The 13,362-nt window shown below is 67.6% G+C and carries 14 protein-coding genes and 1 pseudogene; 7 read left to right on the forward strand and 8 right to left on the reverse strand.

Annotated features, from left to right (window positions below; translation table 11 throughout):
* Positions 1-113 precede the first annotated feature (113 nt).
* Positions 114-902, forward strand: a complete 789-nt coding sequence (locus BN996_RS15000) for a helix-turn-helix transcriptional regulator (RefSeq protein ID WP_089780407.1) — start codon at positions 114-116, stop codon at positions 900-902.
* Positions 903-1,188: 286 nt separating this feature from the next.
* Positions 1,189-2,190, forward strand: a complete 1,002-nt coding sequence (locus BN996_RS15005) for an outer membrane protein assembly factor BamB family protein (protein ID WP_089780546.1) — start codon at positions 1,189-1,191, stop codon at positions 2,188-2,190.
* 113 nt (positions 2,191-2,303) lie between these two features.
* Here the strand turns inward: BN996_RS15005 and BN996_RS20215 are convergent, their stop codons facing one another.
* From BN996_RS20215 to BN996_RS15015, 3 genes are all read right to left on the reverse strand, one after another.
* Positions 2,304-2,465, reverse strand: a complete 162-nt coding sequence (locus tag BN996_RS20215; protein WP_167344150.1) for a hypothetical protein — start codon at positions 2,463-2,465, stop codon at positions 2,304-2,306.
* A 107-nt stretch (positions 2,466-2,572) separates the two neighbouring features.
* Positions 2,573-3,190: a class I SAM-dependent methyltransferase gene (locus BN996_RS15010; RefSeq protein WP_004971616.1), complete on the reverse strand. Its 618-nt coding sequence runs from the start codon at positions 3,188-3,190 to the stop codon at positions 2,573-2,575.
* A gap of 359 nt (positions 3,191-3,549) precedes the next feature.
* On the reverse strand, positions 3,550-3,951 hold the full coding sequence (locus BN996_RS15015) for a hypothetical protein (protein ID WP_089780409.1): 402 nt from the start codon (positions 3,949-3,951) through the stop codon (positions 3,550-3,552).
* A 427-nt stretch (positions 3,952-4,378) separates the two neighbouring features.
* Between BN996_RS15015 and BN996_RS15020 the strand changes: the two genes are divergently transcribed.
* The 4 genes from BN996_RS15020 to BN996_RS15035 all read left to right on the forward strand — a co-directional run bounded on the left by BN996_RS15020 (position 4,379) and on the right by BN996_RS15035 (position 8,413).
* Entirely contained in the window at positions 4,379-5,932 is a 1,554-nt protein-coding gene (locus BN996_RS15020; protein ID WP_089780411.1) for a helix-turn-helix transcriptional regulator, read from the forward strand.
* A gap of 110 nt (positions 5,933-6,042) precedes the next feature.
* Positions 6,043-6,816 (forward strand): helix-turn-helix domain-containing protein, encoded by a 774-nt coding sequence (locus BN996_RS15025; protein WP_089780413.1) that lies wholly within the window; start codon positions 6,043-6,045, stop codon positions 6,814-6,816.
* 97 nt (positions 6,817-6,913) lie between these two features.
* Positions 6,914-7,216, forward strand: a complete 303-nt coding sequence (yciH, locus tag BN996_RS15030; protein WP_089780415.1) for a stress response translation initiation inhibitor YciH — start codon at positions 6,914-6,916, stop codon at positions 7,214-7,216.
* Between the two features lie 168 nt (positions 7,217-7,384).
* Positions 7,385-8,413 carry a transcription initiation factor IIB gene (locus tag BN996_RS15035; protein ID WP_089780417.1) on the forward strand — a complete coding sequence of 343 codons (1,029 nt, stop codon included), beginning with the start codon at positions 7,385-7,387 and terminating at the stop codon, positions 8,411-8,413.
* Between the two features lie 128 nt (positions 8,414-8,541).
* Here the strand turns inward: BN996_RS15035 and BN996_RS15040 are convergent, their stop codons facing one another.
* Both BN996_RS15040 and BN996_RS15045 read right to left on the reverse strand, forming a co-directional pair.
* Entirely contained in the window at positions 8,542-8,979 is a 438-nt protein-coding gene (locus BN996_RS15040) for a hypothetical protein (RefSeq protein WP_089780419.1), read from the reverse strand.
* Positions 8,980-9,072: 93 nt separating this feature from the next.
* On the reverse strand, positions 9,073-9,576 hold the full coding sequence (locus tag BN996_RS15045) for a TRAM domain-containing protein (protein ID WP_089780421.1): 504 nt from the start codon (positions 9,574-9,576) through the stop codon (positions 9,073-9,075).
* A 150-nt stretch (positions 9,577-9,726) separates the two neighbouring features.
* Here BN996_RS15045 and BN996_RS20220 point away from each other — a divergent pair, with 150 nt between their 5' ends.
* Complete coding sequence (locus BN996_RS20220; protein WP_167344151.1) at positions 9,727-9,900, forward strand: hypothetical protein; 174 nt, start codon at positions 9,727-9,729, stop codon at positions 9,898-9,900.
* A gap of 46 nt (positions 9,901-9,946) precedes the next feature.
* On the opposite strand, the gene BN996_RS15050 is transcribed toward BN996_RS20220, so the two are convergent.
* The 3 genes and pseudogenes from BN996_RS15050 to BN996_RS15060 all read right to left on the reverse strand — a co-directional run bounded on the left by BN996_RS15050 (position 9,947) and on the right by BN996_RS15060 (position 13,345).
* Positions 9,947-10,465, reverse strand: a complete 519-nt coding sequence (locus tag BN996_RS15050; RefSeq protein WP_089780423.1) for a phage tail protein — start codon at positions 10,463-10,465, stop codon at positions 9,947-9,949.
* Entirely contained in the window at positions 10,462-11,085 is a 624-nt protein-coding gene (locus tag BN996_RS15055) for a phage tail protein (RefSeq protein ID WP_089780425.1), read from the reverse strand. The genes BN996_RS15050 and BN996_RS15055 overlap by 4 nt, the downstream gene beginning before the upstream one ends.
* A gap of 162 nt (positions 11,086-11,247) precedes the next feature.
* Positions 11,248-13,345 (reverse strand): annotated as a pseudogene (locus BN996_RS15060) (heavy metal translocating P-type ATPase).
* Positions 13,346-13,362 lie beyond the last annotated feature (17 nt).

The following is a 13,362-nucleotide window of genomic DNA, read 5'->3' on the forward strand; positions in this document are numbered from 1 at the left end:
ATTCAGAAATTAATTCATGGCAAGAAAATCCGGCGGCGGTCGAGTATGATTCATGGTATGAAATTATTTCGAGACGCGAAAGGTGTTTAATCGAGCGCGCACAACTCCGCCCCATGGAGTCGGCATTAGACGAGATAGAGTTTCTCGCGCTCTCGCAGAACCGCGTCGACGCGCTCAGACACCTCTCGGAGCGGCCGCACTCCAGACGCGAACTCGTCGAGCGAACCGGCGCGTCGCAGCCGACGATGGGCCGGATTCTCAGCGATTTCGAAGCCCGGTCGTGGCTCGTCCGCGAGGACGGCGCGTATCGGGCGACGGTGACGGGCGAACTCGTCTCGCGAGGGTTCGACGACCTCGTCGACATCCTCGACACCGACGCCAAACTCCGGCCGGTCGTCGAGTGGCTCCCGACCGACGCCATCACGTTCGACCTCGAACATCTGACCGAGGCGACGATTACCACGCCGAGTCAGGTCCGGCCGAACGCGCCGGTCAAGCGCGCCGTGTCCCTCCTGAGCGAGGCCGAGGACGTGCGCATCTTCTCCTACGCGTTCAACGAGCAGAACCTCGACATCGTCAGGGAGCGGACCGCCGCCGGCGACCAGCGGTTCGAGGGCGTCTTCTCCTCGGCCGCCATCGACGCGCTCGCCCACGACTCCCAGCTTCGCGAACAGCTCCGCGACCTCCTCGACGCCGACGCGGCCGCCGTCCGCATCACCGACGAGCCGATTCCGATGGCGGCGACCATCGCCGACTCGACCGTCCACCTGTTCCTCCGCGACGACAGCGGCATCCTCCAGGCCTCCATCGACGTGACCGAACCCGAAGTCCTCGCGTGGGCCGACGAACTGTTCGAGCGCTACTGGGAGGCGGCGGAGCCGCTCGACCTCGACCGGCTGTAACGGGCGGGCGTCTCCGAGAGTATCCGCGTCGCCGACCCGTCAACCGACCCACAATACATATCAGCGACCTGTGAGAAGCCGACGTATGCCCTCGCCTTCGTCCCCTCCCTCCCACGCACCCTCCGGTTCTCCCGCGAACTCCGACACCGGTTCCGACGCCGGTTCCGACACCCCGTCGCGCCGCGCGTTTCTCGCCGCCGCCGGCACCGCCCTCGCGAGCGGGCTCGCCGGCTGTTCGTCGCTTCGGCGGTTCCGGTCGCCCGACGGAACGGACTGGTCCGCCTCCGTGCCCGAACCGAGCGTCCTCTCGCCGCCGTCGGCCACCGATGGGGTCGTCGCCGTCATCGGCCACCGGAGCGGCGACATCGACGCGGGGCGCGTCGTCGCCTTCGACCGAGAGAGCGGCGAGCGCCTGTGGGACATCGATTTCGGCCGTCCGACCGGGCTGCTCGCCGCTGACGGCTCGGTGTACGCGGGCGAGAGACTCGGGTCGGGTCGCGGGCGAATCTACGCGTTCGACGCCGCGGACGGGAGCCAGCGATGGTCCCAGACCGTCGGGAACATCGGTTCTTCGATGGCCATCGCGGGCGACTCCCTCTACGCGGCGAACGGGACGCTCGCGGCGCTTTCGACCGACGACGGCGCGGTTCGCTGGGAGCAATCGGCGGTCGACGGCGTCGGCTTCACCGTCGTCGTCGCCCCGCAGGACCAACTGTTCGCCGACGAGCGGGCGGTGTACTACGGTGACGACGAGGGCGTCTTCGCGATGGCCCCCGAGGACGGGGGCCTCCGGTGGGCGTGGCGACCGGACGAGTGGGACTGGACCGACGTGGGGCCGGTTCCGGCCGGTGGCGGCGTTTACGCCGGCGGTGGCGGCGACATCGCCATGCTCGACGCGGACGACGGGTCGCTCCGGTGGCGCACCTCGTTCGGGGCCGGCGCGCAGGTCGTCGGCGTCCACGAGCGGGGTTCGACGGTGCTGGTCGCGGAGGGGACCGACGAGTCGCCGTCGGACACCTTCGGAACGCTGTACGAACTCGCGGTTCGGGACGGCTCGGAGCGCTACGAAGTCCGGTTCGACAGCCCGGTCGAGCGAACCGCCTCGACCGAAGAGACGTTCGTCGTCGGGACCCGCGCGGGTCGGATTCGGTGGTCCCGCGGCGCGTCGTTTTTCGAGCCGTTCGAGACGACGCTCTCGGCGGACGGCTACCTCCTCGGCGCGGCCGGGGCGCAGGCGTTCGCACAGACGGGCGAGGGGACGCTCTGGGCGCTCTCGCCTGACCAGTAAGTCACGAATTCGAAGCCGTCGCCGTGGAACCCCGCGTCAGAACGAGCCGCGCCGTGCGCTGAGCGCACCGGCGTCCGAAACCGCTACCGAACGATGCCCTCGCGTCCCACCCGTCAGTCGAGTTCGTCGAACGAGTCGAACTCGTCCCAGCAGGAACACGGCAGGTCGTCCAGAGAGGTGACTTCGTCCGGGAGACTGGTGATGGGAATCCCGGAACCAGCTTCGTCGCAGTCGCGGAGGTGAACGCTGAAGTCGTCGCTGGACATCGTGTACATAGTCAGCACGCTCTGTTCGCCGGCTTCATTGAAACAGTTTGTGAGTGTGGCAGACGCGAGGGGAAATCCGCCGGCGCGCGATATCGGCCGTGCGGACGGGCGCGGGGTCAGAGCACCCGAAAGACGCGTACCGTGTCGCGCTTGCCCGGTTCGCAGAGCAGTTGCGCGAGGCCGAGGTCGGAGAACTCGTCCTTCCAGTTGCGGTGGTACAGCGGGAAGTCGTCGTTGACGTAGCTCACCTCGGAGCCGGAGCGCCCGCGGGTCGGCCCGTTACCCTCGTTTTCGGCGGTTATCACGAGGTCCGAGGAGACGCGGGCGATTTCCTCGAACACCCACGTGTCGTCGGGGTGGACGTGCTGAAGCGTCTCGACCGAGTAGATAACGTCGAACTTGTCGTCGGGGAAGTCGGGGAGCAGGTCCTCGATAGCGCCGGTGAGGAACGTGCCGGTGTCGACGAGTTCGGGGAAGTACTCGGCCATCACCTCGAAGGAGTCGTCGTTGATGTCGATGCCGGTGAGGTCCTCGTAGCCGCGGTCGCGGAGGTGCGCGAGGTGGCGACCGGAGCTACAGCCGAGTTCGAGAACCGACGCGTCTTCCGCCGCGTAGTGCTCGAACACGGTCGCGAGCGTCTCGCTGACCTCGTTCGGGCCGATTTGGGCGTAGTACTCCGGCGAGAAGTCGCCGGAGCGCTCGGCCCACCCGCGGTGGTTGTCGTCTGCGTCCATACCCCGAGTAGCGAACGGGCGGGTAAATGTTCCGCGGAGTGCGCGCCGTCGGTGCGACGCGCGGACGGTGCGACAAATCCGATGACCGCGCGCGGGACGGGTGCGCTGGAGGGCGCGAAAAGGGCGTGCCGGAGGGCACGTTTGGGAGGGCTTCGCCGATTAGGGGTGCGTCAGGGGGACCGAATAGGGGAGGGAACGTCAGCGGGGAGTCGGGCGTCCCGCGAAGGGACTGGAAGCGAGCGTGCCGTGGAGGGCTGGAGGATCGTCGCGCCGCCGCGAACACCGGCAGTCGGGTGTACCAGTCGAGCGTGCCGTGCTCGCTCGCGGCGCGTGCGTCAGCGGGTCGTCGACCGCGACGGTCACGCCGAGTCGTCGGTCGTCGTCTCGTTCGCCGTGGTCGTCTCGTTCGCCGTGGTCGTCTCGTTCGCCGTGGTCGTCTCCTCGGTTGTCTCGTCTTCCGTCGTCGTTTCGTCCTCGGTTGTCTCGTCCTCGGTCGTCTCTTCCGTCATCTCGTCTTCCGTCGTCGTCTCTTCTTCTGTTGTCGTCTCTTCTTCCGTCTCTATCGTCGTCTCGTCTCCCGTCGTCGTCTCAACACCGCCGGTCTCTGCCGTCGTCTCGGTGCCGCCGACGGCTGGTTCGGCGTCCGTGCCGTTCGTTCCGTTCGCGGAGCCACCACCGCCCGTGTCCGTACAGCCGGCGAGTGCGACGGTCGCCGCGGCGACTCCGACACCGAACTGCCGTCGAGTGAGCGTTTCGCGCATCGCAGTCAGCAGTATCGCTCGGCGGAAGATAATGGGAGAGAGTCGTCCCGACCGTTCTCCGCCGAGCAACCGTTTCGACTGTCTGTTTCGGCCGTTTCAGTCGCATTAACGGAACGTTTGGCGGTGAGCCGAACGCCGACGAAGGAGACGGAGTTCGTCGATTACCTCGTCGCTGAGAGCGACCCGACGAGGAGAGCGGTTGTCGGTCACCCGCGGCGACGGGCGGTGGTGGAGACCTGTCGAGAAGCGACGGACGCGCCCGAAAACCACAGTGATGACTGCCGATGCGGACGCCGCGTCGGTGGATGAAAACCATGATTCATGAACATTCTAAACACATTGACTGTCAAAATAGTTGAAAAAAGAGTATCGAACAGATAAACAAAACATTATGCACTAGCAGAGTCGACAAATAAGGAACGAACACATGCCAGTCAAACGCGTCTCGGGGGTCGGGTGGGTGCTCGTGGCGGCGTTACTCGTCGTCGCGGCCGGCGTCACGCCGATCGTCGTCGCCGCGGACGGCGTCGAGGTGCAGTCGGTCGACCACACCGGCGCGGGCGTCGTCGCGACGGACAACGGCCGAACGTACATCGCCTCGTGGCGGCCATCGACGGTTTCGGTGGCCGTCGCGACGGACAGCGGCGACTACGAGGTCTGCCTGCAGACAGACCTCGACGACGGCTCGACGATGTCGTTGGGGTGCGAACCGCTCGGGAGCGCGGAAACGAACACGAGCGGCGAGGCGCGCGCCGAGTTCGACGTGACCACGTGGCCGGTGAACGCGACCGGCGAGCGCACCGTGACGGCCCTCGTCAGACCCACCGGAGGCGGCGAGCCGGTCGCGCAGGCGAGTCACGGCGTCACGGTGCTCGCGCCGGCCGGCGACGCCGACGGCGACGGTCTCGGCAACCGCGACGAACTCGACCGGGGGACGGACGTGCTCGTCGCCGACACCGACACCGACGGCGTGCCCGACGGCGAGGAGGTGAACCGCTACGAGACCGACCCGACGAGCACGGACACCGACGGCGACGAACTCAGCGACGGCGTCGAAATCAACGAGCAGGGGAGCAATCCGACCGAGACCGACACCGACGGCGACGGCCTCGACGACGGCGCGGAGGTGACGACCTACGGCACGGACCCGACGACCGCCGACACAGACGGCGACGGCCTCGACGACGGCCCCGAAGTCAACGACTTCGAGACGAACCCAACCGAGGCGGACACCGACGGCGACGGCCTCGACGACGGTCCCGAGGTGAACGTCCACGAGACGAACCCCACCGCCGCCGATACCGACGGCGACGGCCTCGACGACGGCCCCGAAGTCAACCGATACGAGACGAACCCAACCGAGGCGGACACCGACGGCGACGGCCTCGACGACGGACGCGAAGTCAACGTCATCGGGACCGACCCGAACCGCGGCGACACCGACGGCGACGGGCGCGGGGACGGCGCGGAGGTCGAAGCGGGGTCAGACCCGAACGCCGCGCCGGGGTCGGTCGTCGGGTCGCTCGAACTCGGCGACGACGGCTGGCTGTTCGTCTTCGCGGTCGGGGCCGTGGCCGTCGCCCTGCTCGCCGTCGGCGCGGTGGTCCGCGGAAGCGACGTGCGAGCGCGCCTGTCCGGCGTTCGCTCCCGTGGGACCGACCGCGTCGGCGACCGACGCAACGGAGGGTCGTCCGGCGGGGTCCCGACTGCCGGAAGCGACGGCGCGGGAGCGACCGCCGACGCCGAGGAGCTCATCGACGATGAGACGCGCATTCTCAAACTCCTCGACGACAACGGCGGCCAACTCCGGCAGTCGAAGGTCGTAGAGGGGACGGGGTGGTCGAAGTCGAAGGTGAGTCGCGTCCTCTCGCGGATGGCCGAGGAGGGCGCCGTCGCCAAGATAAACCTCGGTCGGGAGAACCTCATCGCCCGCCCGGAGAACGTCCCCGAACACGCCCGGTCGCCGTTCGACGAGTCCTGATCGAAACGCGTCGCGGTCGGAGCGGCTCGCGAGTCGGAGCGCGCGAGTCGCGTCTCGGGGTTGGAACATACCAACCAAGGCTATAGGGCTCGGGCGACTAGGTGAGAGCCATGCGCGAATTCGTCTTCACGGTCGAGTACGAGCGGGGCGTCGACGAGGTGATGGACCTCTTCATCGAGAACCCGGACCTACACTCCAAGACGATGGCGATACACGCCACGAGCGAGTCGATGTGGCGGCTCGACCGCCTCACCGGGCCGACGGAGGCGCTCGAAGCGTTCGACGAGGTCATAGAGCAGGCCACCCGATGCAACGGCGTCCTCGGGATGTGCGGCGCACCCGTCGTCGAGTGGGACTACGAAGTGCTCTCGGAGACGCCAAACGGGCGCATCGTCTACTCCTGCCGCGAGGAGGGCGACGGGATTCAGTCGATACCCCACGTCGCCGCGAAGCACATCGGCGACGGTCTCCTGATGCAGGCCGAACGCCGGGGGGCACAGAACCAGTGGCGACTGCTCATCTCCGACGACGACACGGTGAGCGAGATTTACGAGGAGGTCAAAGACAGCCTCAGCGACGGCCTCTCGCTGAGCGTCCAGCGCATCAGCGAACCCGAGTGCTGGCTCGAAGAGGGCGTCTCCGCCGACGGCCTCCCGCCGGAACAGCAGGCCGCGCTCGAAGCCGCCGTCGAGTTCGGCTACTACGAGACGCCGCGACAGCACACCGTCAAAGAGATTTCTGAGGAACTCGACATCCCGAACTCGACGCTCCAGTACCGCCTGACCCGCGCCGAGGCGTGGCTGGCCCGGCAGTTCGTCACCGATACGCTCGGCACCGAGGTCGAAGAGCGCGTCGACCCCGAAAAGCTCGAAGCGAGCGCCTGACCGGCGAATCTCGACCGGGAGCGCGATAGGACGCGTCCGAAGCCGATTGGAACATTCCAACCGCACCCTGATACGGTGAGGAAGCGTACTCAAGTACGTGGAAAAGGACACTTTCAGCGACGTCACCGGCCTACCGGACGACCTCGGAATCGGCGACGACCTCGCGCGAGCGGACCAGCGCGCGTCGATTCGCGTCGATACCCGACGGTACGGCAAGCCCGTGACGGTGGTCGACGGCCTCGACCTCCCGGCCGACGAACTGGACGCCCTCGCGTCGACCCTGAAGCGACGGCTCGCGGTCGGCGGGACCGTGACCGACGGACGCATCGAACTGCAGGGCGAACACGGCGAGCGCCTCGAAGCCGCGCTCCGCGACGAGGGCTTCGACGTCGAGCGCTGAGCCTGTTTTCGTGATTCGGTGCTCTCGCGGCCGCGAGAAGCGGATGACGGACGTGACGACTACGTAGCCGAGCGGCCGTCGTCCGCCGGTTACGGCTCGGAGTCGGGTGCGTTTGGCATATTCCAAACGAGGGCCCATTACCCTCGATACGGAATACACGGGTACTCAATGGACACGAAACACGTCGACTGGCGTTCGATGCGAGACGAGTCGGCACCGACGGCGAAGCCCGAGGCCCGACAGTCCGGCGACGAGCGCGACGAGGACGGGGCCGAACCGTCCGAGGCGTCGGTCGCGGAGCGGACCGACCTCGTCTACGACGAACAGCACGGCGAGTGGGTCGACCCCGAGACGGGCGAGATTCTCCGCGAGGACGAGATCGACCGCGGTCCCGAATGGCGCGCGTTCGACGCCGCCGAGCGCGACAGCAAGTCCCGCGTCGGGTCGCCGACGACGAACATGATGCACGACAAGGGGCTGTCGACCAACATCGGCTGGCAGAACAAAGACGCCTACGGCAACTCCCTGTCGACGGGCCAGCGCCAGAAGATGCAGCGACTCCGGACGTGGAACGAGCGGTTCCGCACCCGCGACTCCAAGGAGCGCAACCTCAAGCAGGCGCTCGGCGAAGTCGAGCGGATGGGATCGGCGCTCGGCCTGCCGGACACCGTCCGCGAGACCGCCTCGGTCATCTACCGGCGCGCGCTCAACGAGGACCTACTGCCCGGTCGCTCTATCGAGGGCGTCGCCACGGCCGCAATCTACGCCGCCGCTCGGCAGGCCGGCGTTCCGCGCTCCCTCGACGAGGTGCGGCGCGTCTCCCGCGTCGACAAGATGGAACTCACCCGGACGTACCGCTACGTCTCCCGCGAGCTGGGTCTGGACATGAAGCCGGCCGACCCGGCGCAGTACCTCCCGCGGTTCGTCTCCGAACTCGACGTGACCGACGACGTGGAGCGCCGCGCTCGGTCGCTTCTGGACAACGCGAAGCGGCAGGGCATCCACAGCGGGAAAAGCCCGGTCGGACTCGCGGCGGCGGCAATCTACGCCGGCGCGCTCCTCGCCGACGAGGAACTGACGCAGTCCGAGGTGAGCGACGTGACCGACATCAGCGAAGTGACTATCAGGAACCGCTACCGCGAGCTCCTCGAAGCGACCCAGAAGTCGGGCGAGAGAGCCGTCGGAACGACCGCCTAAGGCGGCGTTTCGGGCGCGAAAATCGGATTTCCTCTTCGGTTCAGTTCGTTTTCAGTCGATACGTTCGAGTCGATACGTTCGGACCGGCCGGGTCGACCGCGAGCGACGCGGCGACGGTCTCACAGCCGTCAGCGGTTGCACGAACACGTCGAGCGAGTCGAACCGCCGCGTCCCGGCCGAGCGTCGCGGACGCGGTCGACGAGTTCGCCCGCGGTCTCGCGGACGGCGCGTCGGGCGCTCGGTTCGGGTCGCCGCGCTCGGAAGTCGAGGTAGAGCGCCGTCGGCAGGAGAAGGGAGGCGTACACGCCGCTGACGGCGACGGCAATCTGCACCGGATGGTCGGCGGGAACGACCGCCCATCCGACCGCGATGAGCGCCCACAGCGCGATTCCCTGTCGGATAGTCGGACGCCATCGGTTCGGGCGCGCCGACCGCGACCGCACCTCCGGGGAGACGTCAGCGTCGGCGTCGCCGCGCGACTCGGACGGCGGGCGGTCTGCTCGGCTGGACTCGGTTCGCGTGTCGTCACGTGGAGAAGCGGCGTGACGAACCGTTCGTTCGGACATAGGATGGTACCGCCGGCTACGGCTCCGAGCCTAATGGGGACACGGTTGGAATATGCCAATCGAGAGGGCGTCCGGGCAGGAGGCCGCTGGGGCTCAGTTGATGCTCGAACCGTCGACCGGTTCGGCGAACGCGACGGTCTGTTTCACGTCGGTGACTTCGACTTCGACGCGGTCGCCGGGGTCGGTGCCGGGGACGATGATGACGAAGCCGCGTTCGACCTTGGCGATGCCGTCGCCCTGGTCGCCGAGGGTGTCGATGATGACGGTCCGAACGTCGCCCTCCGCGACCGGAGGCTGTCGCGGCTGGGAGGGCGCTTCGCTGGGAGCGGACGCCGAGTCGACTGTGACCCGGTCGTCCGAACCGGTGTCGCGGTCGTCCGCCGGAGTCTCCGTCGCCGTCGCGGCCGTCGGTTCGACCGAAGAGTCGGCCGCCGACGCGGTGTTCGAACTCGAAAGCAGTGCGACGCGGTACAGTTCCTCCGTCGAAATCGACCCGCTCTCGACGAGTTCGCTCGGAATCGACACCACGTATCGGTCGCCGTCTCGCTCGACCGAAGTCTCGAAAAGGAGCCGAAGAGAATCTGAGATATCAGTCACTACCGCTACTTCGCCTCAGACCAAATAAAAGGTGGTGAAAATTCCGCACCCGCCACGGTCGCCGGGGGACGGTGAAAACCGACCGAGACCGGCTGTCCACGACCAGAGGTGCGCCCGAAAGCACATGACAACCGGACACAACTTTCAGCCATGGCCCGTGACACGCTCGTTTCGTGGCAGACGTTCGCGCTGTTCGTTCTGTTTCCGCCGGCGGCGCTCGTCGCCCTCGTGTTCTTTCCCGTGACGTTACTCGTCTTCGGGTGGCTGTACTACCGCGGCAAGTACGAGGCGCTGTCGGAGACCGACGGCGAAAAACGGGTGTGAAGCCGGACGACCCCAGCCCGTGAGGCGACGCACCCGCGGGGGGACCTCAGTCGTCGCAGTCGTCGAGGTCGGTTACGGCGTCGATTCCCTCGTGTGTCAGTTCGAGCGACTCCGTCGCCACGGTGGCCGCGTCGGCGACGAGATGCGGGCCGGTCCACCTGACCGGCGTCGCCGCCCGGCAGACCCACCCGCGGACCGGGTCGCCGGTCGCGTCGAGGAGGCAGATTCGAACGTCCTGCGGGGTCGCCTCGCCGTCGACCCACGCGCGGAACCACGCCCACAGCGACCGGTCGTCGGTGACGCCGCGGCGGAGTTCGAGCGGCGGCGAACTCGTCGCTCGGCGGGACGACGAGGGTGGCCGCGGTCGCGGCGTCGGGCGCTTCCGCGCGCGGCGGCCGCGTCCGTCGGCACCGGGCGACTGCGACTCGGACCCTGAGTCGTCCCCGTTCGCGGACTCGACCGCCACCGAGAGCCCGCGGACCTCGGAGAACCCCAGTTTCGGGAGCGCGTCGCATCGGACGCGAAACCGGTGTGCGCCGTAGGGGTCAGACTCGGCCGCGGTCACGTCTCGTCCGACGCCTCGCCTTCGGCGCGGGTCGCCTTCAGCCGCGATTCGTCGATGCCCTGCGGCAGTCCCTCGCCGACCGGGAAGTCGAGGTCCGGAAGCGACGGGGAGGAACCGCCGTCGCTCTCGGAGTCATCGCCGTCGTTCTCACTCTCGTCGCCCTCGTCGGAACCGGTTTCGACCGCGATTCGTGCGAAGCCCTCGTGGACGACGACGAGGCGCTCGACGGCGACTTCGGAGGCCATCGCGTCCAACCGGGGCGCGTCGTACTTCGAGGGCCACGCCTCGCGGAAGACCCAGCGAGCGGCGGGGTTGCCCGTCGCGTCCAGCAACACGACCGCGGCGTCGCGCCGGGCCTCGTCCATCTTGCCCTGTTCGACGAGCGTTCGCCACTCGGACAGTTCGAGCGAGCGGTCGGTCACGCCGACTTCGAGCACGAGCGGCCCGTACTCGTTGAGACAGGGGAGCTTCCGCGGCGTCGGCGGGTCCGCCCCCTCGCGGTACTCGACGACCGCCGAGGTCGCCGACGGGAGGTCACAGCGACTGAACCCGGCGGTCACGAGTCCCTCGATTTCGAGGATGAACCGCAGCTGTCGGTACGGGTCTGTCCGGGTGGCCATCGTCAGCGGCCTCCGAGGAAGGCGGGAGCCGGCGACCGGGTCGCGACCAGGCGCGAAGCAGCGTCATGTGAGAACATAGCAATCGAGACTCGCAGTGGCGGCTAATGAACGTGTACCCTACGTGCGAAAGCGCGCACGGAGGCTTCGAAGTACGCGGCGTCGTCACGCCGAGAGGTCGACGCCCCGGAGCCGGCGGGCGTTGATGGCGACGATAATCGTCGACAGGGACATGAACACGGCGCCGACCGCCGGCGACAGGAGGATGCCGAACGGCGCGAGGACGCCGGCAGCGAGCGGGAGCGCGAACACGTTGTAACCGGTCGCCCAGACGAGGTTCTCCTGCATCTTTCGGTAGCTCGCCTTCGAGAGCTTGACGAGCCGAACCACGTCTAGGGGGTCGTTGTCGACGAGGATGATGTCGCCGGATTCGATGGCGACGTCGGTGCCGGAGCCGATGGCGATACCCACGTCCGCCCTCGCGAGCGCCGGCGCGTCGTTGACGCCGTCGCCGACCATCGCGACCCGCTTCCCCTCGGACTGGAGCCGCGCTACGTTGGTGTCTTTCTCCTCGGGCAGGACCTCCGCGAAGTACCGGTCGATGCCGAGTTCCGCAGAGACGGCGCGGGCCACGTCCTCGGAGTCGCCGGTCAGCATCACCACCTCGATACCCATCGCGTGGAGCGCTTCGATGGCCCGCCGGCTCTCCTCGCGGACGACGTCGGCGAGCGCGAACGCCGCGACCACCTCGGACTCGTCTCGAATCAGATAGACGACCGTCTGAGCGTTCGAGCCGGCCTCGTCGGCGAACGACGCGATTTCGTCGGGACGCTCGATACCGAGCCTCTCCAGCAGGTTGGGGCCGCCGAGGTGAACCGTCTCACCGTCACCAGAACCCGATTCGGGTTCTGGTTGGCTCGACGGAGCGCCGCTCTGTCGAACGTCGACGGTCGCCCGGACGCCGAGCCCGCGGAGGTTCTCGAAGTCCGAGACAGGGGCCGGTCGAACGTCGCGTTCGGCGGCGGCGTTCCGAATCGCGCGAGCAATCATGTGCTCCGAATCGCCTTCGACGCCCGCGGCGACACCGAGAGCGCGCGTTTCGTCCCACTCGGCCGCGGTCTCGACGGCGACGACCCCCTGTTCGCCCTTCGTGAGCGTGCCCGTCTTGTCGAAGATGACGGTATCAAGCTTTCTGGCTTCTTCCATGGCGATTCGGTCGCGGACGAGCATCCCGTTCTGGGCGGCCGTCGAGGTGTTGATTGCGACCACGAGCGGGACCGCCAGACCGAGCGCGTGCGGACACGCGATGACGAGGACCGTCACGACGCGTTCGAGGACGTCGACGCTGAACCCGACCGCGAGAACCCACGCGACGGCCGTGACTCCCGCGACGGCGAGCGCGGCGTAGAACAGCCACCCCGCCGCGCGGTCCGCGAGGAGTTGCGTCCGGGACTTTGGACTGCTGGGCGTCCTCGACCAGCCGCATGATTCCCGCCAGCGCCGTCTCGTCTCCCGTCTTCGTGACTCTCACCCGGAGGCTCCCGTCCTGATTGACCGTGCCGGCGATGACCTCCGAGCCGGAGTCCTTGTCGACGGGCCGCGACTCACCCGTAATCATCGACTCGTCGACGGACGACTCGCCCCCGACGACCTCGCCGTCGGCGGGAACCGACGCACCGGGACGGACGAGCACGACGTCGCCTTCCGACAGTTCCGAGACGGGGACTTCCTCGGTATCCCCGCCCTCGGTGACGCGCTCGGCGGTATCGGGCATGAGTTTGGCCAGTTCATCGAGCGCCCCGGAGGCCTGTCGGACCGACCGCATCTCCATCCAGTGACCGAGGAGCATGATGTCGATTAGCGTGACCAGTTCCCAGAAGAACGGCGTCGTCCCCTCGATGAACAGGCTCGCAATCGAGTAGACGAACGCGACGGTAATCGCCAGCGAGATGAGCATCATCATCCCCGGTTCGCGGTTCTCCAGTTCGGTCTGCGCCATCGAGAGGAACGGCACACCGCCGTAGGCGAAGACGACGGTAGAGAGGGCGGGGGTAATCCAGACGCTTCCGGGGAACGTGGGTGCGGTGTAGCCGAAGACACCTTGGACGAACTCGCTGAAGAAGACGACCGGCAACGAGAGCGCGAGCGACACCCAGAACCGCCGACGAAACATCCGCTCGTGGCCCGAATGGTCGGTGTGAGCCTGGCGATGGTGGTGCGACGAAGCGTCGTGGTCGTGGTCGTAATCTGGGTGGGTGCTCATGGATTGGTGGCTGGTGC

Origin of the sequence: Haloferax massiliensis, from assembly GCF_001368915.1 — an archaeon.
In the GTDB taxonomy this organism is placed as follows: Archaea; Halobacteriota; Halobacteria; order Halobacteriales; family Haloferacaceae; genus Haloferax; species Haloferax massiliensis.

What these genes read in the sequence shown, in the direction of transcription:
- BN996_RS15000 (WP_089780407.1), top strand. Translation starts at nt 114, where the DNA reads ATGGAGTCGGCATTAGACGAGATAGAGTTTCTCGCGCTCTCGCAGAAC.
- BN996_RS20215 (WP_167344150.1), bottom strand. Translation starts at nt 2,465, where the DNA reads ATGTACACGATGTCCAGCGACGACTTCAGCGTTCACCTCCGCGACTGC.
- BN996_RS15010 (WP_004971616.1), bottom strand. Translation starts at nt 3,190, where the DNA reads ATGGACGCAGACGACAACCACCGCGGGTGGGCCGAGCGCTCCGGCGAC.
- BN996_RS15015 (WP_089780409.1), bottom strand. Translation starts at nt 3,951, where the DNA reads ATGCGCGAAACGCTCACTCGACGGCAGTTCGGTGTCGGAGTCGCCGCG.
- BN996_RS15020 (WP_089780411.1), top strand. Translation starts at nt 4,379, where the DNA reads ATGCCAGTCAAACGCGTCTCGGGGGTCGGGTGGGTGCTCGTGGCGGCG.
- BN996_RS15025 (WP_089780413.1), top strand. Translation starts at nt 6,043, where the DNA reads ATGCGCGAATTCGTCTTCACGGTCGAGTACGAGCGGGGCGTCGACGAG.
- BN996_RS15035 (WP_089780417.1), top strand. Translation starts at nt 7,385, where the DNA reads ATGGACACGAAACACGTCGACTGGCGTTCGATGCGAGACGAGTCGGCA.
- BN996_RS15040 (WP_089780419.1), bottom strand. Translation starts at nt 8,979, where the DNA reads ATGTCCGAACGAACGGTTCGTCACGCCGCTTCTCCACGTGACGACACG.
- BN996_RS20220 (WP_167344151.1), top strand. Translation starts at nt 9,727, where the DNA reads ATGGCCCGTGACACGCTCGTTTCGTGGCAGACGTTCGCGCTGTTCGTT.
- BN996_RS15055 (WP_089780425.1), bottom strand. Translation starts at nt 11,085, where the DNA reads ATGGCCACCCGGACAGACCCGTACCGACAGCTGCGGTTCATCCTCGAA.